This window comes from Microbacterium sp. KNMS (genome assembly GCF_053851835.1).
On record NZ_JBSQBP010000006.1, the window covers coordinates 23,893 to 43,010 of the forward strand.

At 72.1% G+C, this 19,118-nt stretch carries 22 protein-coding genes; 9 read left to right on the top strand and 13 right to left on the bottom strand.

Annotated features, from left to right (window positions below):
- Window positions 1–3: 3 nt before the first annotated feature.
- From ACWXWW_RS05445 to ACWXWW_RS05465, 5 genes are all read right to left on the bottom strand, one after another.
- The gene (locus ACWXWW_RS05445; protein ID WP_271172563.1) at window positions 4–594 is read right to left on the bottom strand and encodes a nitroreductase family protein; all 591 of its coding nucleotides are present in this window, start codon (window positions 592–594) and stop codon (window positions 4–6) included.
- Between the two features lie 172 nt (window positions 595–766).
- Entirely contained in the window at window positions 767–1,894 is a 1,128-nt protein-coding gene (locus ACWXWW_RS05450; protein ID WP_324013252.1) for an ABC transporter permease, read from the bottom strand.
- Window positions 1,891–2,775: an ABC transporter ATP-binding protein gene (locus ACWXWW_RS05455; protein WP_455969195.1), complete on the bottom strand. Its 885-nt coding sequence runs from the start codon at window positions 2,773–2,775 to the stop codon at window positions 1,891–1,893. Before ACWXWW_RS05455 ends, ACWXWW_RS05450 begins: the two co-directional genes overlap by 4 nt.
- A gap of 119 nt (window positions 2,776–2,894) precedes the next feature.
- Window positions 2,895–3,551 (bottom strand): response regulator, encoded by a 657-nt coding sequence (locus ACWXWW_RS05460; protein WP_455969197.1) that lies wholly within the window; start codon window positions 3,549–3,551, stop codon window positions 2,895–2,897.
- Window positions 3,548–4,867: a sensor histidine kinase gene (locus ACWXWW_RS05465; protein ID WP_455969198.1), complete on the bottom strand. Its 1,320-nt coding sequence runs from the start codon at window positions 4,865–4,867 to the stop codon at window positions 3,548–3,550. The genes ACWXWW_RS05460 and ACWXWW_RS05465 overlap by 4 nt, the downstream gene beginning before the upstream one ends.
- Window positions 4,868–5,020: 153 nt before the next feature.
- On the opposite strand from ACWXWW_RS05465, the gene ACWXWW_RS05470 reads away from it, so the two are divergent.
- From ACWXWW_RS05470 to ACWXWW_RS05485, 4 genes are read left to right on the top strand one after another with little or no spacing between them, the layout of a single operon-like run.
- A complete protein-coding gene (locus tag ACWXWW_RS05470; RefSeq protein WP_455969200.1) occupies window positions 5,021–5,458 on the top strand; it encodes a VOC family protein in 438 nt (145 codons plus the stop codon).
- A gap of 4 nt (window positions 5,459–5,462) precedes the next feature.
- The gene (locus ACWXWW_RS05475) at window positions 5,463–6,173 is read left to right on the top strand and encodes a winged helix-turn-helix transcriptional regulator (RefSeq protein WP_282978403.1); all 711 of its coding nucleotides are present in this window, start codon (window positions 5,463–5,465) and stop codon (window positions 6,171–6,173) included.
- Window positions 6,174–6,188: 15 nt separating this feature from the next.
- Entirely contained in the window at window positions 6,189–6,827 is a 639-nt protein-coding gene (locus ACWXWW_RS05480) for a dihydrofolate reductase family protein (protein ID WP_421074811.1), read from the top strand.
- Between the two features lie 34 nt (window positions 6,828–6,861).
- Window positions 6,862–7,401 carry an AAA family ATPase gene (locus tag ACWXWW_RS05485; RefSeq protein WP_455969202.1) on the top strand — a complete coding sequence of 180 codons (540 nt, stop codon included), beginning with the start codon at window positions 6,862–6,864 and terminating at the stop codon, window positions 7,399–7,401.
- On the opposite strand, the gene ACWXWW_RS05490 is transcribed toward ACWXWW_RS05485, so the two are convergent.
- Window positions 7,402–8,244, bottom strand: a complete 843-nt coding sequence (locus ACWXWW_RS05490) for an exodeoxyribonuclease III (RefSeq protein WP_271172572.1) — start codon at window positions 8,242–8,244, stop codon at window positions 7,402–7,404.
- Between the two features lie 362 nt (window positions 8,245–8,606).
- On the opposite strand from ACWXWW_RS05490, the gene pyrE reads away from it, so the two are divergent.
- Together pyrE and ACWXWW_RS05500 are read left to right on the top strand one after the other, a co-directional pair.
- Window positions 8,607–9,185, top strand: coding sequence for an orotate phosphoribosyltransferase (gene pyrE, locus ACWXWW_RS05495; RefSeq protein WP_271172573.1), 579 nt, complete (start codon window positions 8,607–8,609; stop codon window positions 9,183–9,185).
- Window positions 9,186–9,257: 72 nt separating this feature from the next.
- Window positions 9,258–10,163, top strand: a complete 906-nt coding sequence (locus tag ACWXWW_RS05500; RefSeq protein WP_455969204.1) for an ROK family protein — start codon at window positions 9,258–9,260, stop codon at window positions 10,161–10,163.
- A gap of 100 nt (window positions 10,164–10,263) precedes the next feature.
- Here the strand turns inward: ACWXWW_RS05500 and ACWXWW_RS05505 are convergent, their stop codons facing one another.
- Window positions 10,264–10,743: a hypothetical protein gene (locus tag ACWXWW_RS05505; protein WP_421074809.1), complete on the bottom strand. Its 480-nt coding sequence runs from the start codon at window positions 10,741–10,743 to the stop codon at window positions 10,264–10,266.
- Between the two features lie 168 nt (window positions 10,744–10,911).
- Entirely contained in the window at window positions 10,912–11,730 is an 819-nt protein-coding gene (locus ACWXWW_RS05510; protein ID WP_282978413.1) for an HAD-IIA family hydrolase, read from the bottom strand.
- A 117-nt stretch (window positions 11,731–11,847) separates the two neighbouring features.
- On the opposite strand from ACWXWW_RS05510, the gene ACWXWW_RS05515 reads away from it, so the two are divergent.
- Complete coding sequence (locus ACWXWW_RS05515; RefSeq protein ID WP_282978414.1) at window positions 11,848–12,837, top strand: SDR family NAD(P)-dependent oxidoreductase; 990 nt, start codon at window positions 11,848–11,850, stop codon at window positions 12,835–12,837.
- 118 nt (window positions 12,838–12,955) lie between these two features.
- Window positions 12,956–13,270 (top strand): hypothetical protein, encoded by a 315-nt coding sequence (locus ACWXWW_RS05520; RefSeq protein ID WP_455969206.1) that lies wholly within the window; start codon window positions 12,956–12,958, stop codon window positions 13,268–13,270.
- A gap of 31 nt (window positions 13,271–13,301) precedes the next feature.
- Here the strand turns inward: ACWXWW_RS05520 and ACWXWW_RS05525 are convergent, their stop codons facing one another.
- The 5 genes from ACWXWW_RS05525 to ACWXWW_RS05545 all read right to left on the bottom strand — a co-directional run bounded on the left by ACWXWW_RS05525 (window position 13,302) and on the right by ACWXWW_RS05545 (window position 17,752).
- Window positions 13,302–13,958, bottom strand: a complete 657-nt coding sequence (locus ACWXWW_RS05525) for a response regulator transcription factor (protein WP_271172584.1) — start codon at window positions 13,956–13,958, stop codon at window positions 13,302–13,304.
- Window positions 13,955–15,220 carry a sensor histidine kinase gene (locus tag ACWXWW_RS05530; RefSeq protein ID WP_455969208.1) on the bottom strand — a complete coding sequence of 422 codons (1,266 nt, stop codon included), beginning with the start codon at window positions 15,218–15,220 and terminating at the stop codon, window positions 13,955–13,957. Before ACWXWW_RS05530 ends, ACWXWW_RS05525 begins: the two co-directional genes overlap by 4 nt.
- Before the next feature lie 67 nt (window positions 15,221–15,287).
- Window positions 15,288–16,106, bottom strand: a complete 819-nt coding sequence (locus tag ACWXWW_RS05535; RefSeq protein WP_455969210.1) for a hypothetical protein — start codon at window positions 16,104–16,106, stop codon at window positions 15,288–15,290.
- An 11-nt stretch (window positions 16,107–16,117) separates the two neighbouring features.
- A complete protein-coding gene (locus tag ACWXWW_RS05540; protein ID WP_421074802.1) occupies window positions 16,118–17,038 on the bottom strand; it encodes an ABC transporter ATP-binding protein in 921 nt (306 codons plus the stop codon).
- 81 nt (window positions 17,039–17,119) lie between these two features.
- Window positions 17,120–17,752 (bottom strand): metal-dependent transcriptional regulator, encoded by a 633-nt coding sequence (locus ACWXWW_RS05545; protein ID WP_271172588.1) that lies wholly within the window; start codon window positions 17,750–17,752, stop codon window positions 17,120–17,122.
- Window positions 17,753–17,881: 129 nt separating this feature from the next.
- Here ACWXWW_RS05545 and ACWXWW_RS05550 point away from each other — a divergent pair, with 129 nt between their 5' ends.
- On the top strand, window positions 17,882–19,075 hold the full coding sequence (locus tag ACWXWW_RS05550; RefSeq protein ID WP_455969212.1) for a Gfo/Idh/MocA family protein: 1,194 nt from the start codon (window positions 17,882–17,884) through the stop codon (window positions 19,073–19,075).
- Window positions 19,076–19,118: the final 43 nt, after the last annotated feature.

The window sequence follows — 19,118 nt, forward strand, 5'->3', positions numbered from 1 at the left end:
AGGTCAGCGCGCGTCGACGATGACCGTCTCGGCGAGCGGACGGCGCTCGCGCGGCGCGGTCTCGCGCTCGCGGAGCGCCTCGGGGAGGGCGTCGACGTCGCCGAGCTCGCCGAGCGCGACCACGGTCGTCGGGGCGAAGCGCGCGTCGAGCGAGAAGCGCTCGCGCACGACCTCGGGGTCGAAGCCGCTCATCTGGTGGACGACGAGTCCGTCGTGGTGGGCCTGCACCGAGAGGTGCGCGACGGCCTGGCCCAGGTCGTAGACCGCGTGCGTGTTCGCGCGGCCCTCCTCGTTCGCCGTCTCGGCGACCGCGACGATGAGGACGGCGGCGTTCGCGGCCCAGAGCTGGTTGAACTCGACGAGCGACTCGACAACCGACGCATGCTCGGCCGTGCCGCGGCGCGCGACGATGAACCGCCAGGGCTGCACGTTGTAGGCCGACGGGCTCCAGCGGGCGGCCTCGAGGGCGCTCGCGAGCTTGGCCTCGTCGACGGCGCCGGTCGCGTCGTAGGCGCGCGGGCTCCAGCGGTCGGCGAGGACATCGAGGACGGGGTGGTCGGTGGCCGCGGTGCGGTCGAGGGTCGTGGCGCCCATGGCGTGCTCCTTGCTGGTCGGTGGACTCGGTGGGCGCCGTTGCCCGATGGGAGAGGGAACCTCCGCGGGGACGATTGTATTCCGGCGCATGCTCTTCGCCGCGAGCCGACGCAACACGCGGAAACGCGAGACGCCGCCGCCCGCGAGGGCGACGGCGTCTCGCGCGTCGGGCTCAGCCCTTCAGAGCGTCCTTGAGTTTGACGCGCGCGCCCATCCGCAGCAGCGAGTTCTCGTAGATCTTGGCGCCGAGCGCGATCACGAGCACGCACGAGCCGAGCAGCACGACGAGCGAGAGGAGCGGTTCCCACCACTGCGCCTCGTTGAAGAAGAGGCGCAGCGGCATCCCGACCGCGGCCGAGAACGGCACGTACGACAGGATCGTCATGACGAGGGGGTTGTCGCCGAGGAAGATGACGAGGAAGTACGGGATCATCGTCAGGTAGATGAGCGGCGTGAGGGTCGGACCCGAGTCCTCCTGTCGGGAGACGAGGGAGCCCGCGGCGGCGAACATGGCCGCGAGCAGGATGAATCCGAAGAGGAAGAACACGGCGAACCAGACCATGGGCGCGCCGAGCCCCTGGAGGAACTCCGTCTGCCCCGTCACGATGAGGCCGACGACGGCGACCGCGATGAGCACCACGATCTGCGCGAGGGCGAGGATGGTGTTGCCGAGCACCTTCCCCGCGAGCAGCACGCGGGCCGGGATCGCCGAGATGAGGATCTCGACGACGCGGGTCTGCTTCTCTTCGATCACGCTCTGCGTGATGGGCGTGCCGAACGACATCGCGGCCATGAAGAAGACCATGCCGAACACGATCCCGAGGATGTAGCGCAGGGGGCCCTCCTCCCCCGCTCCCGCATCCAGCAGCTCGACCGTCGGCGACAGCGACAGCGCCGCGATGACCGACGCCGGCGCCTCGCTCTGCGCGATGACGGTGACGCCGGTCGGCGACGCGTCGTCCTGCACGGCGGCCGCATCCACCTCGCCCGCTGCGACGAGCTGCTCGGCCTCGGCTCGATCGTCGACCTCGATGACCTCGAGGGCGTCCGCCGCGCTCAGCTGCGCCGCCACGGCCTGCGTCGCGGCGACCGGCGTCGTGCCCCCTCCTGCGGCCGAGAAGCCCATCCACAGCACCGCCGCGAGGGCGCCGAGCACGAGGATGGCGGTCGAGATGAGGAACGCCTTGCTGCGCAGCTTCGCGGCGAGCTCGCGCTCGGCGACGAGCCACACGCTCTGCGCGGTCGTGGGGGCGGGCGCCGGGGTGCGGTGCGTCGACCGCACGCTCGTGGGGGTGCTCACTGGATGACCTCCTTGAAGATCTGGGAGAGCGAGGGGTGCTGGGGCGCGAAGCTCGCGACCGCCCCGAGGTCGACGGCCTTGCGCAGCACGCGCTGCGCCGTGTCGTCGGAGTCGACGTCGAAGACCGCGAAGCCGCCCGCGAAGTCGACCACCTGCACGCCGGGCTCGCCGCGGAGCCAGCCGGCATCGCCATCCGACACGAGCTCGTAGCGGTTCGTCGCGTGCTGCTCGCGGAGGGCGTCCCGCCCGCCGGCCGCGCGGATGGTGCCGCCCGCGATGATGACCAGGTCGTCGCACAGGCGCTCGACGACGTCGAGCTGATGCGACGAGAACAGCACGGAGACGCCGTCGGCCGCGCGCTGCTGCAGGACCGACGCGACGGTCTCGACCGCGAGCGGATCGAGCCCCGAGAAGGGCTCGTCGAGGATGAGCACGCGCGGCTCGTGCACGAGCGACGCGGCGATCTGCGCGCGCTGCTGGTTGCCGAGCGAGAGGGTCTCGACGTTGTCGCCCAGGCGCTCGGCGAGGCCGAGCTGCTCGAGCAGCTCGGTGGCCCTGCGGGTGGCCTCGGCCCTGCCGAAGCCGTGCAGGCGGGCGAGGTAGACGATGTGGTCGAGGACCTTCATCTTGGGGTACAGGCCCCGCTCCTCGGGCATGTAGCCGAAGTTGCGGCGCTCCTCCGGCGTGAGCGGCGCGCCGTCGAGCGTGACCTCTCCCCCGTCGCGGGTGAGCAGGCCGAGGACGATCCGCATCGTCGTCGTCTTGCCCGCGCCGTTGCCGCCGACGAAGCCCGTGAGGCGGCCGGGCGTGACGTCGAACGAGACGTCGTCGAGCACCTGCCGCTCGCCGTATCGCTTGGTGATCCCGCGCAGTCTCAGCATCCGCGCTCCCTTCCTCATCGTGTGCTTCACACGCTACGGGCGGGCGCGGAGGCGCGCGTCCCCCGCGGGGAGGAACGCGCGCCTCCGTCGCGCGGGGGAGCCGCCTCCCGCGTGAGGCGTCAGGTCAGTCCATGCCGGTGCGCGTATACGACGGCGGCGACGCGATCGCGCGCACCGAGCTTCAGCAGCAGGTTCGACACGTGGGTCTTGACAGTCGCCTCGCCGATGTACAGCTCGCGGGCGATCTCGCTGTTGCTCATGGCCCGGGCGAGCAGCCGCAGCACCTCGAGCTCGCGCTCCGTGAGACCCGCCGCAGACGGGTCCCCAGGGCCTGCGGACGCGGCAGGGGCGGACGCCGTGTGCCGCTCGATGACGCGCCGCGTCACCTCGGGAGCGAGCAGCGCGTCGCCCGCGGCGACGACCCGCACGGCGCCCACGAGCTCCTCAGGGCCCGCATTCTTGAGCAGGAATCCACTGGCACCGGCGTCGAGCGCGGAGAAGAGGTAGTCGTCGCGGTCGAAGGTCGTCACGATGACGACCTGAGCCGCCGTTCCGGCCGCGACGATGCGGCGCGTGGCCTCGATGCCGTCCATGTCGGGCATCTGGACGTCCATGCAGACGACGTCGGGGCGCAGCTCGGCCGCGCGGGCGACCGCCTCCTCCCCCGTGGCCGCCTCCCCCGCGACGTCGATCCCCGACGCCTCGAGGATCATCCGGAATCCGGCGCGCATCGTGGCGTGATCGTCGACGAGCAGGACGCGGATGGGCGAGGTCATGACGGATCCTCCTCTGCGGTGACGGGCGCGGCCAGCGGCACGGTCACGCGCACGAGGTAGCCGCCCTGCTCGCGCGGGCGGAGCTCGAGCTGGCCGCCCGAGGCGATCGCGCGCTCGCGCATCCCCAGCTGACCGAGACCCGGACGTGCGTCCAGCGCGACGCGGCCGGTGTTGACGACCTCGAGCTCGACGGTGTCCGGGGTGTAGCGCACGCGCATCTCGGCGCGGGCGTCGGGGCCGCCGTGCCGACGGGCGTTGGTGAGCGCCTCCTGCGCGATGCGGTACAGGTTGACCTGCACGAGATCTGGGACGGGCACCGGGGCGCCCACGACGACGTGCCGCGTGGGCGTCCCCGACGCGGTCATCACCTCCGCGAGGGCGGGCAGCCCCTCGAGGGTGAGCGTCGACGGCGCGCCGACCGCGAAGTCGGGATCGCCGTCGAGCGACCGGAGGGTGTCGAGGAGGTGGCGGAGCTCCGCGATCGCCGAGCGCGCCGACTGCTCGACGACCGAGAGGGCGCGGCGCGCCGCCTCCGGGTCCCGCTCGATCACGGTGCGGGCGGCCCCCGCCTGCACCCCCATGGCCGAGACGTGGTGGGCGACGACGTCGTGCAGCTCGCGCGCGATCCGCACGCGGTCGAGGGCGACCGCCTGGGCCGCCGTGAGCTCGCGCTCCTCCTCGAGCTCGCGCGTGCGCCGCTGCAGCACAGCGCGGTCGCGCGCGGCGGCATATGCCCGATTGCCCATATAGTAGGCGCCGCCGAAGTACGCGGCGTTGATGAGCCACATGAGCAGCATGTAGGCGATGTACGGGGAGAGTCCGCCCGGGAAGTTCTCCTGGAGCGCTTCGGTGTCAGTCGCGCCGACGAAGGTCGTGACGAGCAGCCACACGAACATGCCGACGATGATGACGACGCGCGCGAGCGCGGCCCGGCGTCGATCGTCGACCCAGGCGCCGATCGTGAACATGCCGATGAACATCGTCACCTGGCTGACGTAGATCTCCGGAACCTGGAACGACGTGGCCACGAAGTACGCGGTGCAGATCACGGCCGCGACCGTGACGGGAAACCGTCGGCGCAGCGCGAGCGGCAGGGTCATGAACACGCTCGCGAGGAGCGACCACCCCGCGTTCTCGGGCTCCGTGAGGTACGCGCCGGAGACGGCGGTCAGGGCGATGCTCACGATGGCCGCGCCGAAGAGCGCGACCGCGAGGATCGCGTCCTTGCGCAGGTCCCGTGGCGTGACGCGCCGATTCAGCGGCTCTGATTCGTCGATCTCCGCCTCGGGCTCGGCGGGCGCGGTCGTGGCGGTCATCCCTCCACCGTAGGCATTCTGCGCCGTCCCGACATCCGTCGCGAGACGGAAGAACTTGCTCTTGACAAGAGTGCTTGCTTTTAACAAGCTGGTGCCGTGCCGCACAGAGGCGGCGCGAAACAGACCAGAGCGATACGCGAGGAGCACACCGTCATGGCCACTCACATCTTCGTCAACCTGCCCGTCACCGACCTCGACCGCGCGAAGGCGTTCTACGAGTCGCTCGGGACGACGATCGTCCCCGAGTTCACCGACGAGAACGCCGCGTGCGTGAAGTGGGACGAGAACGTCTTCTTCATGGTCCTCAAGAAGGAGTACTTCGCGACCTTCACGTCGAAGTCGGTCGTGCTCGGCTCGGAGGGCGCGCAGGTCATCACCGCGCTGAGCCGCGACTCCCGCGAGGACGTCGACGCGATCCGCGCGAAGATCCTCGAGGCCGGCGGATCGGAGAACAAGGATCCCCAGGACTACGGCTTCATGTACTCCGTGAGCATGGCCGACCCGGACGGCAACATCATCGAGTTCCTGTGGATGGACCCGATGGCGGCGGAGAAGGGCCCCGAGGCCTTCTTCGCCGAGCAGGGAGCCTGATCGCTTGGCAGCACGCAGCTACGGGCAGTACTGCGGCGTGACGACGGCCGTCGAGCTGGTCGGGGAGAGGTGGGCGCTGCTCATCATCCGCGACCTGCTCGTCGGCCCTCGGCGCTACACCGATCTCAAGCAGGGCCTGCCCCGGATCCCCACGAACATCCTCAGCGCGCGGCTCAAGGAGCTGCAGGCGGGGGGCGTCGTGCGTCGCGTGCCCATCGCGCGCTGCGGGCTCGTCTACGAGCTCACGCCGTACGGGCGCGAGCTCGAGCCGATCGTCCTCGCGCTGGGGCGCTGGGGATTCCAGAGCATGGGGGAGCCGGAGGAGGGCGACGCCGTCACGCCGGACTCGCTCACGATGGCTCTGCGCACCGCGTTCCGACCGGATGTCGCCGAGGCTATTCCGAGCACGGCATATGAGCTGCACGTCGGGGACGTCGTGCTGCGCGCCGACGTCGCGGGCGGCCAGCTCGCGATCGCGCAGCTCGCGCCGCCTACGCCGCCCGTCGGCGGGGCGACCCCGAGTGGCGAACCGGACGCCGTCATCGTGGCGGGTCCGGGCATCCGCGGCGTGATCTCGGGCGAGATCGCGCCGCAGGACGCGATCGATCGGCAGATCGCGCACCTCCTCGTGGGCGACGTCTCGCACCTCGAGCGCTTCGCGAGGACCTTCCACATCGATCCCGGCCGTTCGACCGCCACGGCGGAGGCGGCCTGACCCCAGGAGGAGCTCATGGACGAGCAGACGAGCACGCGAGGCCGCATCCGCATCGACCTCTTCACGACCCTCGACGGCGTCGCGCAGGCGCCCGGCGGCCCCGAGGAGGATCCCTCGGGCGCGTTCCCCTTCGGCGGCTGGCAGGCGCCGCTGTTCGACGAGACCGTCGGCCGCGAGGTCGGACAGGCCATCGAGGCCATGGATGCGCTGCTGCTCGGCCGGCGCACCTACGACATCTTCGCCGGCTACTGGCCGCAGCACACCACGGGTGAGAACGGGCCGATCGGGCGGAAGTTCGACGCCGTGCCCAAGTACGTCGCCTCCCGCGGCGAGCCCGATCTCTCATGGCAGGGGAGCGCGCGCATCGGCGACGATCTGGAGGCCGACATCGCGGCCATCCGCTCGCGTCACGCGCTCACCGCCGTGATCGGCAGCATCGACTTCGTGCAGACGCTGCTCTCGCGTCAGCTCTTCGACGAGCTCTGCCTCTGGGTGTACCCGGTCGTGCTCGGCCGCGGGAAGAAGGTCTTCCCGGATGGCGCGGCGCCGGCGACCCTGCGGCTCACGGCGCCGCCGGTGGCGGGGGAGAGCGGAGCGGTCCTGCTGCGGTACGCGCCGGTCGATCTCGAGGTGCGCACCGGGACCTTCGACTGAGCGACGGGAGGGCGCGCGCCTATAGGCTCCTCCGGTGGAGTTCACGGCGCGGCGCATCCTCATCGCCGGGGTGTCCGGCTCGGGCAAGTCGACGCTCGCCGCCCGCATCGCGGAGCGGACGGGCATCCCGCACGTCGAGCTCGACGATCTCCACTGGGGCCCTGGCTGGCAGCCCCGGCCGACGTTCGCTGCCGATGTCCGCGACCTCGCGGCGCGCGACGCGTGGGTGACGGAGTGGCAGTACACGGGCGCGCGGCCGGTCCTGCTCGCCCGCGCGGAGGCGGTCGTCTGGATCGACCTGCCCACGCGCGTCACGATGGCGCGCGTCATCCGCCGGACCATCCGGCGCCGGATCCGGCGCGAGCGCCTGTGGCGGGCGGGGAACGTCGAGCCGCCGATCCTCTCGGCGCTCGTCGACCCCGACCACATCGTGCGGTGGGCGTGGCGCACACGCGACAAGTACCGCACGGGCGAGGCGTCGCTCCCGGCGCGCCTCGAGAGCTGGCCCGATGTGACGCTCGTGAGGCTGCGCACCGCGCGCGAGGTCGCGGACTGGCTCGACGCGCTCGGCTGATCAGCCGAAGATCATCGGCACGTCGTCGTCCTCCGCAGGGGAGAGGTCGAGGTCCACGACGACGGGCACATGATCGCTCGGGGAGTCGCCCTTGCGCTCCTCGCGCTCGATGAACGCGCCCGTGACGGCGTCGGCGAGCGCCCGGGAGCCGAGGATGAAGTCGATGCGGATGCCCTGGTCACGCGGGAACTTCAGGCGCTGGTAGTCCCAGTACGTGTAGCCGGAGGGGACGAGCGGGCGGACGACGTCGGAGACGCCGGCGGTCTCGAGGGCGAAGAAGGCGTCGCGCTCGGGCTGCGAGACGTGCGTCGAGACGCCCGGCACGATGTCCGGGTCGCCGTTGTCCTCGTCGAACGGGATGATGTTGAAGTCGCCCACGAGCGCGAGCGGGAGGTCGGGCTCCGCCGCGAGCTGGGCGCGCGTCGCCTCGCGGAGCGCCTCGAGCCACCGCAGCTTGTACTGGTAGTGGGGGTCGTTCAGCGAGCGGCCGTTCGGGACGTAGAGGCTCCATACGCGGACGCCTCCGACGAGCGCCGAGATCGCGCGCGCCTCGTGCGGAGCGTCGTCGCCGTCGTACCCCTTCTTGAACCCGGGCATCCCCGCGAAGGCGTGCTGCACATCCTCGAGGGGCTCTCGGCTGGCGATCGCGACGCCGTTCCACTGATTGAGCCCGTGCGCCTCGACGTGGTAGCCCGCCGCCTCGAACGCGGCGTACGGGAACTGCTCGGGCTTGCACTTGATCTCCTGCATGGCGAGCACGTCGATGTGCTGGCGCTCGGCGAACGACACGATGCGGTCGACGCGCGCGCGGATCGAGTTCACGTTCCAGGTGGCAAGGCGCATGCTCCCAGCCTATTTCCCGCCGCGGACACGGCCGTCGCCCCGCGGGGCCGTCGCTTGGCGGCGTCGTGGCTTGTCGGGGGCCGTCGCGCTGTCCGGGTCGCGGTTTGCGTCCTGAATCGGCGGTTAGGGGCCGTGAACTGCGACCTGGGCGGGGTGGGTGCCGTTCAGGTCGCGACTTGCGTCCTGGATCGGCGGCTGGCGGCCGCGAACTGCGACCTGGGCGAAGGAGGTGCCGTTCCGGTCGCGGTTTGCGTCCGGAATCGGCGGTTGGGGGCCGCCAACTGCGACCTGGGCGGGGTGGGTGCCGTCAACGGCGCCGTCGCCGTCCTCCGCGGCAGCCCATCGTCTCTAAGCTGGAGCGCATGGCCATCGCATCCACGCCCGAACTCGAAGCCGACCGCCAGGAGCTCATCCGGCTCATCAAGGAGGACGCGGTCTTCCACGGCGACTTCACGCTCTCGAGCGGCAAGAAGGCCACGTACTACGTCGACATGCGCAAGCTGACGCTCGATCACCGCGCGGCACCCGCGATCGGCCGCATCATGCTCGACCTCATCCGCGACATCGACGGCGTCTCGGCGGTCGGCGGGCTCACGCTCGGTGCGGACCCCATCGCCAACGCGGTCGTGCACGCCTCGGTGGCTGCGGGCACGCCCGTCGACGCCTTCGTCGTCCGCAAGGAGCCCAAGGACCACGGTCGCGGGCGCCAGATCGAGGGAGCCGAGGTCGAGGGCAAGCGCGTCGTCGTGCTCGATGACACGGTGACCACGGGCGGATCGCCGCTCAAGGCCGTCGAGGTGCTGCGCAAGGCGGGCGCCGAGGTGGTCGCGGTCGCGACGATCGTCGACCGGCGGACGGGGGCGCAGGAGCGCATCGAGGCCGAGGGCCTCCGCTGGCTCGCGGCGATCGACCTCGACGACCTGGGGCTCGAGGCCCAGTAGTCGCAGCGGCGATCGCGGTCGCCGCTACGCTGTGGGGTGCCCGCGCCTCGGGCCATCCGCAGAGGAGCTCTCATGACCCGCATCGCGCTCGCCGTTGACCTCGGCGGCACCAAGATCGACGCCGCACTCGTCGACGACGAGGGCGCGATCCTCGCGCCCAGCCGGAACCGTCGACCCACGGGGCCCGCCATCACGCCCGACGGCCTCCGGGCGGCCGTGACCGACGTCGTCTCGCGTGCGCTGGCGCACCTGCCCGAGGGTGCGGAGTTCGCGGGCGCCGGCATCGGCAGCGCAGGGCCGATCGACCTCCCGACCGGCTCCATCCATCCGGTGAACATGCCTGGCGTGCACGGCTTCGGTCTCGTCGAGGCGGTTCGCGATGCCGTCATCGCCTCGAGCGGGGAGTTCGATCCGATCGTCCGTCTCCGACACGACGGCGGATGCCTCGCGCTCGCCGAGTCGTGGCTCGGCGCCGCCGCGGGCGCGCGCACCTCCCTGTCGCTCGTGGTCTCGACGGGCGTGGGCGGGGGAGTGGTGATGGGCGGCATCCCCATCGGAGGGGCGTCGGGCAACGCCGGCCACCTCGGCCAGATGCACGTCGGCGAGCTGACCGTCGAGGAGATCGCGGCGGGCCCCGCGAGCGTCCGCTGGGCGCAGCTGCAGGGATGGCACGGCGAGACCGGCGAGGACCTCGCGCGCTCGGCAGCGGAGGGCGACCGCATCGCCCGCGCGGCGATCGAGCGGTCGGCGAAGACGGTCGGCCAGGCGCTCGCCGACGCGTCGTCGCTGCTCGACCTCGAGGTCATCGCGATCTCCGGCGGCTTCTCGAACGTGTCCGACGACTACGTCGACCTCGTCGCGGCGGCGCTGCGCGACTGGGCCGCCCTGCCGTACGCGCAGCGCACCCGTGTCGTCCGCAGCGCGCTCGGCGGCGATGGGCCGATCATCGGCGCCGCCGCGCTCGTGCTGCGCGCCTGACCCGTACGCGGAATCGGAGTGCTGGGGCTGGTGTGGACCCGCGGGACCGACACGCGCACACGCGCCTCGGCCATCCGATTCCGCCGACGCCGCGACCCGCTCAGGCCCGGCGGTAGGCGGCGCGCATGCGCGGTGTCGTGAGGAGCACGCCCACGCCGAGCATGAGAGCGGCGAAGGCAAGCTGCTCGACGGTCATCCAGAGCGGGTAGATCCCCGGGATGGCGGCGATCGCGAGGGTGACGCACGGGAAGATGAACGAGAACAGGCGCATGCGCGAGTAGGCCCAGTACCAGCCCTGCTCGGCGCGGAACGAGAAGTACCCGAGCCCGCCGGTGAGTCCGAGCACGACCGCGCTGCGCATCCACACCATGAATGGCTCCGGCATGCCCTGCATGGTGAGCCAGAAGGCGATCCCGAGCGCGCTCACGCCGAGCATGATCGCGACCCCGAGGAGCACGCGCACGACGAGCCAGTCGCGGTGCAGGGTCGGATCGGCGAGGCGCACGGCGGGCACGCGGATGTCGCGCTGGCGCCCGGCTGCGAGTCGGTCGATGCGCAGCAGCACCTCGTTCAGACTCACGTCTGAGATCGTACCCGCGGGTCTGCGGCGGACCCCGGGAGGAGCCTCGACGTCGAGGCGCTCAGTCGTCGTCGCGGTTGCGGCGGATGTACTGCCAGACGAACGCGACGAGGGTGCCGGCCGTGATGACGAACGTCGCGGCGAAGAGCAGGTCGCGCTCGGACATCCTCAGACCCCCGCGTCGAGCTCGGCGCCGCCCTCGCCCTCGACCTCGGGGTCGAGCAGCTCCGCGACCGAGGTGACGATCTCGTCGGGCCGGAACGGGTACTGCTCGATCGAGGTCCGCGTGCTGATGCCGGTCATGACGAGCACGGTGTGCAGCCCCGCCTCGATGCCCGCGACGATGTCGGTGTCCATCCGGTCGCCGATCATGCCCGTGTTCTCGCTGTGCGCGCCGATCCGGTTGAGGGCGGACCGGAACATCATCGGGTTGGGCTTGCCGACGATGTAGGGCTCCTTGCCGGTCGCCTTCGTGATGAGCGCGTTGATCGCGCCCGTCGCCGGCAGCACGCCCTCGGCGCTCGGCCCGGTCGCGTCGGGGTTCGTCGAGATGAACCGGGCGCCGTTGTTGATGAGGCGCACGGCCTTCGTGAGCGCCTCGAACGAGTAGTTGCGGGTCTCGCCGACGACGACGTAGTCGGGATTCGTCTCGGTCATGATGAACCCGGCCTCGTGCATGGCCGTGAGGATGCCGGCCTCGCCGATGACGAACGCCGAGCCGCCGGGGCTCTGCTGCTTGAGGAACGCCGCCGTCGCGAGGGCGCTCGTCCAGATGTGCTCCTCCGGGACGTCGATGCCCGAGCCGCGCAGACGGGCCGCGAGGTCGCGGGGCGTGAAGATCGAGTTGTTCGTGAGCACGAGGAACGGCGTGCCGGTGTCGCGCCACTGCGCGAGCAGCTCGGACGCGCCGGGGATGGGCTGCTCCTCGTGCACGAGGACGCCGTCCATGTCGGTCAGCCAGCACTCGATCTCGTCGCGTCGCGCCATGGCATCAGCCTAGAGAGCGTGCGGCTCGGCCGCGACGCTCCGCGCGCCGAGACGCGGTTTCCGGCGCGCGCTCGCGGCATGCTCCCGAAGGCATGCCGTTCGGCGTATCTTCGTCTCGTGACCGAACACGCGCCCCGGAGCTGGGATCCGGCGCGCCTGCCGGATCAGACCGGCCGCACCTACCTCATCACCGGCGCCAACGCGGGTCTCGGCTACTTCGCGAGCGAGCAGCTCGCGCGCGCAGGCGCCCACGTCATCCTCAGCGGGCGCAGCCCCAACAAGCTCGCCGCAGCGCACGACGCACTCGAGGCTCGGGTGCCCGATGCCTCGGTCCAGACCCTCCTCCTCGACGTGAGCAACACCGGGTCGATCCGCGCGGCGGCCGCGAGTGTGCGCGGCGGCCTCTTCAAGCGGCAGCGCCTCGACGGCGTGCTGCTGAACGCGGGCATCGTCCACACCCCGCGCCAGCGGGAGACGACCCGCGACGGCCGCGAGCTCGTCCTCGCGACGAACGCCCTCGGGCACTTCGTGCTCGCCGCCGAGCTGCTGACGACGCTGTCGAAGTCGGCGACCCGCACCTGGACGCCGCGCATGGTGTGGCTCGGCAGCATGTCGACGCGCATGGGCGCGTACGACCCCGTCGACATCCAGCTCGAGCGCGGGTACCACGCGTATCGCGCCTATGTGCAGTCGAAGGTCGTCGTTCAGGCGCTCGGAATCGAGGCCGACGTCCGCCTGCGCGACGCCGGCGTGCCCGTCGAGAGCGTCGTCGCGCATCCCGGGTACTCGATCGGCGGGCGCACGCCGCGCGTGCAGGGCGTGAACGAGCCGAGTGCGTGGAAGCGCTTCAAGGATGGCCTCCAGGCCCCGATCGCGCAGTCCAAGGAGCGCGGCGCGGCCTCGCTCGTGCGCGCGCTCGTCGACCCCGCCATCACGGGCGGCGAGTACTGGGGGCCGCGCCTCATCACGCGGGGTGAGCCCACCCGGCAGCAGCCCTCGCGCACGTCGTCGGACCCCGAGGTGCGTCAGCGGATCTGGGAGACGTGCGAGCGGCTCTCGGGCATGGAGTGGCCCTTCGCGCGCGCGGCTCGTCTGGCCGGCCGCTGACGCGTCAGCTGCCCGCGATCCCGGCGATTGCAAACCCGCGCAGGGGCGCTTCGGGGCGCGCGTCCTGATGGATGGCGCGATCGAGGCACTGGTACGTTGCGCTGACAAGGAGGTCATCATGTCTGACCCGTCTGCGGACCCGCGCTCCGCCCGGAATGACCGGCCCCCGGTGGAAGCGAGAAGGGGCTGGACGATCCACGCAGGGACGGCCCCCTTCCGGCCATCCGAAAGACAGCGCGAGCTTCTGGGCGAGGTCCAGCGGATCATCGCCTCGGCGCGGAGGGGCGATGATCACCGGCAGATCCTCGAGGAGCTGGCACCCCTCGTCGCGGAGCTGGCGAGGACAGGCATGACACGCGATCAGATCGCCGATCATTCGAGGATTCGACCGCAGGGCGTCGCCGCGATTCTGGAAGGCGACGAGCCGTCGTGAACAAGGGCGCGCCTGGCCGGCCGCTGACGCGTCAGCTGCCGGCGATCCCTGCCTCGTAGGCGAGGATGACGAGCTGCACGCGATCACGCGCCCCGAGCTTCTGCAGGAGCCGCCCGATGTGCGTCTTCACGGTCGACGACGCGAGGTAGAACCGCGCGGCGATCTCGTCGTTCGTGAGGCCCTCGGCGATGGCCGCGAAGATCTCGCGCTCTCGCGGCGTCAGCGCGTCGAGCTCGGCGGATGGCCGCGGTGCGGCGTGCGCGGTGAACTGCTCGATCATCCGGCGGGTGACGCTCGGCGCGAGCGCGGCGTCGCCCGCGTGCACGGCGCGGATCGCGCCGAGGAGGTCGGCCGGCAGCGCGTCCTTGAGGAGGAAGCCGCTCGCGCCTGCGCGCAGGGCGGCGAACGCGTACTCGTCGAGGTCGAAGGTCGTGAGCACGAGCACCCGGGGGAGGGGCCCCGCGGCCGCGATCCGCTCGGTCGCCGCGATCCCGTCGAGCCGCGGCATGCGCACGTCCATGAGGATGACGTCGACCCCGCCGTCGCTGGCCACGGCCACGGCGTGCTCGCCGTCCTCGGCCTCGGCGACCACCTCGATGTCGGGCTGGGCGTCGAGCACCATCCGCAGCCCCATCCGCACGAGCTGCTGGTCGTCGGCGATCGCGACGCGGATCCGCTCCCCGGTCATCCCTGCTCCTCCTTCAGCTGCGCGCGCAGCAGCCATCCGCCATCCGCCGTCGGCCCCGCGTCCACGTGACCCGCGTACAGAGCGGCGCGCTCCCGCACCCCGATGATGCCTGTCCCGCGCCCGGGAGGCGCGGTGCTCTGCCGCGCGGGCGCGTCGTTGCGCACCTCGACGGTCACGATCCCGTCCTCGCGGCGGATGGTCACGGCCGCGTACCGCGCGCCCGGCGCGTGCCGGAGGGCGTTCGTGAGGCCCTCCTGGACGATCCGGAAGACCGCGAGCTGCAGCGCGCGGTCGGCGATCGGGGTGCCGATCCGCGTGAGGCGGACGGGGAGGCCCGTCTCGCGGAAGCGCTCGGCGAGGACCTCGAGATCCGCGTCGCCCGGCTGCGGCGCGAGCTGCGCCGCCTGGTCGGGCGCGCGCAGGACGCCGAGCAGACGCCGCATCTCGGCGAGCGACGACCGGCCGGTCTCAGCCACGAGGCGCATGGCCTCGGCGGCGCGCGGCCCGCCCGTCTCGGCCTGCGCCGCCGCCCCCTCCGACAGGGTCACCATCACCGTGAGACTGTGCGAGACGATGTCGTGCATCTCGCGCGCGATGCGCGCCCGCTCATCCGCGACCGCGAGCTGCGCGCGCTGGTCGCGCTCGCGCGCGAGGTCGGCGGCCCGCGCGATGATCGCGTCGATGTACCGGCGGCGGTTGCCGACCGAGAGCCCGAGCAGGGTCGGGACGAGGTAGACGATCGCGTTCGGGACGGCCGTGGCCGCGGGGCTGATGTCCGGGTCCTCCGGGAGCACGGCACCCGAGAGGGTGAGCCACGTCGCCACGCCGGAGACGATCACCGTCACCGCCGCCACGATCCCGTAGCCGATCCAGGTGCGCCGCGGGGTGCTGTGGACGCCCAGCGCGTAGAGCGCGACGAAGACGGCGAGATGGCCGCCCATGCTGAAGGGGAGCGGCAGGACGGCCAGGCTGCCGCACACGATCGCGGCGATCAGGGGGCGCTCGCGCCGCACCACGAGCGCGACCGAGCCGACGGCGATCGATGCGGCGGCGCCCGCTGCCGACCATCCGTCGAGGGGGAAGTCCTCCGGGACCGCGGCCGCGAGGACGAGCGTGAGCAGGGCCGGCGCGATCTGGCACGTGAAGACGATGAGGACGTCGACGATCCGCGGATGGCGATCGACCCATCGCCGGATGACGCCGGGAGGGCGGGGGAGGGCGAGGTCCAGTCCGCCCGTCCTCGTGCCCTCTGCGCTGCTCACGTCTCCGACCCTATGCGGATGGCCCCGTCCCGCGCGGGACGGGGCCATCGGCCCGATGAGCGGATGGTCACGCGTCGCGGCGGCGGACCACGGCCATCCCGGCGACGAGTGCCGCGATCGGCCACGCGAAGGCGATCGCGATGTCGCGGACGGTCTCGCCGTCGACGTCTGCGTTCGGCGTCATGAGGGCGTCGCCGGCGGGTGCCATGAGCGCGTCGTGGATCGTCGGCGCCCATTCGAACGGCAGCGTCAGCAGCACGGTCGGGAGCACGAGGAGGAACACGAGCACGAGCGTGACCGACCAGGTCTCGGAGCGCAGGAGCGCCGCGACGCCGAGGGACAGCACGCCGACGAGCGCCGTGAACAGCGCCGCGCCGACGATCGGCAGCAGGATGGCCGTGAGTGCGTCGTCGAGGGCGGGCTCGACGCCCCAGACGGCGCCGACGGCGACGACGCCCGCGAACGACAGGAGCAGTGAGGCGAGCGACCACGCGAACGTGCTCACGGCGACGACCACGGCCTTCGCGCCGACCGTCGCGACGCGGCGCGGTGCCGCCGCCAGCTGGGTGCGGAGCGAACCCGTCGCGTGCTCCTTCGCGAAGACGCCCACGCCCACGAGCACGGCGATGATCTGCGCGACGGTCGCGGCACCGAGGGTCATCATGAGCGCGGGCGGCGCGCCCGCCGGGTCGCCGTTCACGGCGAGGAGCAGGGCGGTCATGCCGACCGAGACGGCGAGCACGAGCACGGTCCCGACGACGAGCGAGGCGATCGTGCCGCGCAGACTCGTCAGGCCGATCCACTCGGCGCGGACGAGGTGGGAGAAGGTCAGGCGCGGGGCGCCGAGAGAGGCGGTGCGGCGCGGAGCCGCGGCGATGGCGGTCATGGGAACTCCGTTCAGGCCGCGAGAGCGGCGGGGTCGCTGCGGTACTCGACGGCGTCGCCCGTGAGAGCCAGGTAGGCCTCCTCGAGCGAGCCGCGCAGGGGGACGAGCTCGTGCACGTCGATGTCGGCGTTCACGGCGACGCGCGTGATCTGCGCCGCGGGCAGGCCCTCGACGTCGAGCGTGTCGGCGGCCGCCTGGGTGATGGCGACGCCCGGGTCGGCGAGGAGGAGACCCAGCCGGCGCGCGTCGGAGGAGCGGACGCGCGTGCGCTCGCGCTCGGACCCGCGCAGGAAGTCGCCCACGGGCGCGTCCGCCAGGATGCGGCCCTTGCCCAGGACGATGATGTGGTCGGCGGTCTGCGCCATCTCGCTCATGAGGTGCGAGGAGAGGAAGATCGCGCGCCCCTCGGCCGCGAGCGAGCGGACGAACCCGCGCACCCAGTGCACGCCCTCGGGGTCGAGGCCGTTGACGGGCTCGTCGAGGATGAGCGTGTGCGGGTCGCCGAGCATGGTCGCGGCGATCCCGAGGCGCTGGTGCATGCCGAGCGAGAAGCCGCCGATGCGGCGCTTCGCGACTCCGGCGATGCCCGTGAGCTCCATGACCTCGGCGACCCGGGCCATCCCGATGCCGTGCGTCGCGGCGAGCATGCGCAGGTGCGCCTCCGCCGTGCGCCCCGGGTGGACGGCCTTCGCGTCGAGGAGCGCTCCGACCTCGGTCATGGGAGCGGCGTGCTGCGCGAACGGGCGCCCGTTCACCGTGACCGAGCCGGCGTCTGGCCGGTCGAGGCCGACGATCATGCGCATGGTGGTCGACTTGCCCGCGCCATTGGGCCCGAGGAAGCCGGTGACCTGCCCCGGCCGCACCTCGAACGAGATGCCGTCGACGGCGGTCTTGGCGCCGAAGCGCTTCGTGAGGTTCTCTGCCGTGATCATGCCTCCGACGCTACGGAGGACAGGTGCCCTGCCGCGTCGGCGCGGAGGCGGATGTTCGCGGGGCGGTGCGGTACTGCGGTACTACGCCGTCAGCCAGATCACGTCGGCCGCACCTTCGGGCAGCACGACGTCGTCGCCGTCGAGCAGCACGCCGCGCTCGGTGACCGCCACCTCGCGGCCGACGTCGATGCCGGCGCCCTCGATCTCGCGCAGGAGCTCGGGGTCGCGGTCGCGCACGCGCAGCACCCGGCCGACGTGCCCGACCGGGGCATCCGCGAGCAGGACGAAGGCCTCGCGCTCGATCTGGCCCTCGGCATCCGGGATCTTGTCGCCGTGCGGATCGAGCGACGGGCGCCCGAGGCGCTCGTCGATCCGCTCGAGCAGCCGGTCGCTCAGCGCGTGCTCGAGGACCTCGGCCTCGTCGTGCACCTCGTCCCAGCCGTAGCCCATCTCGCGCACGAGCCACGTCTCGATGAGACGGTGCCGGCGGATGATGCCGATCGCGCGACGCTCGCCCTCCTCCGTGAGCCGCACGGCGCCGTAGGGCACGTGCGAGACAAGGCCAGCTGCCGCGAGCTTCTTCACCATCTCGGTCACGCTCGACGGGGCGACGCCGAGCTTCCCGGCGAGCACCGACGGCGTGATGGGGTCGTCCTGCCACTCGGTGTGCGAGTACACCGTCTTGAGGTAGTCGTCCGCCGCGGGTGAAGCCACGCGATCAGCCTACGGCGGCGCGCTGCGGTCGTGAAAGAGCTAATGTCTTGACAAAAGGAATGAGCGATCGTAGCGTGGTGTGGTCCCGTTCCCGCGACGTCGTCGTCGCCCGTGCCCCGGAGGTCGTCGATGACCGCATCCCCCGTCCGCGAGATCGGCGTCGGCCTCGTCAGTGTCGGCTGGATGGGCCGGCTGCACAGCCGCGCCTACCGCGCGCTCCCGCTGGTCTATCCTGAGCTCGGTCTGCGGCCGCGCCTCGTCCAGGCCGCGGATACCGCGGAGGCGGGCCGCTCGTACGCGACGGATGTGCTGGGCTACGAGAGCGCCGTCGCGGACTATCGCGAGGTGCTCGCGAACCCCGACGTCGACGTCGTCTCGATCTGCGCGCCGAACTTCCTGCATGCCGAGGTGGGCGTCGCGGCCGCGCGGGCGGGCAAGCACATCTGGATCGAGAAGCCCGCGGGCCGCGGCGCGCACGAGACCGCCGCCATCCGCGACGCCGTCGTCGACGCGGGCGTGCAGTCGGCCGTGGGCTTCAACTACCGCCAGCCGCCGGCCATCCAGCGGGCACGCCAGCTGATCGGGGAGGGCGCCCTCGGCCGGATCACGAACGTGCGCGGTCGCTTCTTCGGCGGCTTCAGCGCCGACCCGCAGTCGCCGCGCGCATGGCGCTTCGTGCGCGAGACGAGCGGATCCGGCGTGCTCGGCGACCTCATGGGCCATCTCGTTGACCTCGTGCACTTCCTGCTCGGCCCGATCGGCTCGGTGACCGCGTCGACCGGCACGTTCATCACGGAGCGCCCGGGCCTCGCCGGGACGCCCGACGAGGGGCGGATGCTCCCGGTCGAGAACGACGACTACGCGAACATGCTGCTGCGCTTCGACGACTCCGCGCTCGCCGCGGGGGCGCTCGGCACGCTCGACGCCTCGTGGCTCGCGGTCGGACCCAAGGCCGAGTACGCGATCGAGGTCTTCGGCACCGAGGGCTCGCTGCGCTGGGACTTCGAGCGCCTCAACGAGCTCGAGCTCGCCATCCGCCGCTCCGGCGAGAGCCTCGGGTACACCCGGCTGCTCGCCGACGAGACCTTCCCCGAGTTCGCGCGCTTCCAGCCGGGGTCCGGCACGTCGATGGGCTACGACGATCTCAAGACGATCGAGGCGAAGAAGTTCCTGCTCGCGGTGGCGGGGCAGCCATCCGACACCTCGACCATCCACGACGCGCTCGCGTCGGCGCAGGTGCTGACCGCGGCCGAGGAGTCGGCCGCGTCGGGGCAGTGGGTCGAGACGCCCGTCGTCCCTGGGCACACGGGTCACGTGCGCTGAGCGGGCTCGGGCAGCGGCCCCGTGTTGCGTGGGCGCTGCCGGC

Excerpts from the sequence above, each read along its gene's own strand:
- ACWXWW_RS05445 (WP_271172563.1), bottom strand. The coding sequence starts at position 594 with ATGGGCGCCACGACCCTCGACCGCACCGCGGCCACCGACCACCCCGTC.
- ACWXWW_RS05455 (WP_455969195.1), bottom strand. The coding sequence starts at position 2,775 with ATGCTGAGACTGCGCGGGATCACCAAGCGATACGGCGAGCGGCAGGTG.
- ACWXWW_RS05460 (WP_455969197.1), bottom strand. The coding sequence starts at position 3,551 with ATGACCTCGCCCATCCGCGTCCTGCTCGTCGACGATCACGCCACGATG.
- ACWXWW_RS05465 (WP_455969198.1), bottom strand. The coding sequence starts at position 4,867 with ATGACCGCCACGACCGCGCCCGCCGAGCCCGAGGCGGAGATCGACGAA.
- ACWXWW_RS05470 (WP_455969200.1), top strand. The coding sequence starts at position 5,021 with ATGGCCACTCACATCTTCGTCAACCTGCCCGTCACCGACCTCGACCGC.
- ACWXWW_RS05480 (WP_421074811.1), top strand. The coding sequence starts at position 6,189 with ATGGACGAGCAGACGAGCACGCGAGGCCGCATCCGCATCGACCTCTTC.
- ACWXWW_RS05490 (WP_271172572.1), bottom strand. The coding sequence starts at position 8,244 with ATGCGCCTTGCCACCTGGAACGTGAACTCGATCCGCGCGCGCGTCGAC.
- pyrE (WP_271172573.1), top strand. The coding sequence starts at position 8,607 with ATGGCCATCGCATCCACGCCCGAACTCGAAGCCGACCGCCAGGAGCTC.
- ACWXWW_RS05500 (WP_455969204.1), top strand. The coding sequence starts at position 9,258 with ATGACCCGCATCGCGCTCGCCGTTGACCTCGGCGGCACCAAGATCGAC.
- ACWXWW_RS05510 (WP_282978413.1), bottom strand. The coding sequence starts at position 11,730 with ATGGCGCGACGCGACGAGATCGAGTGCTGGCTGACCGACATGGACGGC.
- ACWXWW_RS05520 (WP_455969206.1), top strand. The coding sequence starts at position 12,956 with ATGTCTGACCCGTCTGCGGACCCGCGCTCCGCCCGGAATGACCGGCCC.
- ACWXWW_RS05525 (WP_271172584.1), bottom strand. The coding sequence starts at position 13,958 with ATGACCGGGGAGCGGATCCGCGTCGCGATCGCCGACGACCAGCAGCTC.
- ACWXWW_RS05535 (WP_455969210.1), bottom strand. The coding sequence starts at position 16,106 with ATGACCGCCATCGCCGCGGCTCCGCGCCGCACCGCCTCTCTCGGCGCC.
- ACWXWW_RS05540 (WP_421074802.1), bottom strand. The coding sequence starts at position 17,038 with ATGATCACGGCAGAGAACCTCACGAAGCGCTTCGGCGCCAAGACCGCC.
- ACWXWW_RS05550 (WP_455969212.1), top strand. The coding sequence starts at position 17,882 with ATGACCGCATCCCCCGTCCGCGAGATCGGCGTCGGCCTCGTCAGTGTC.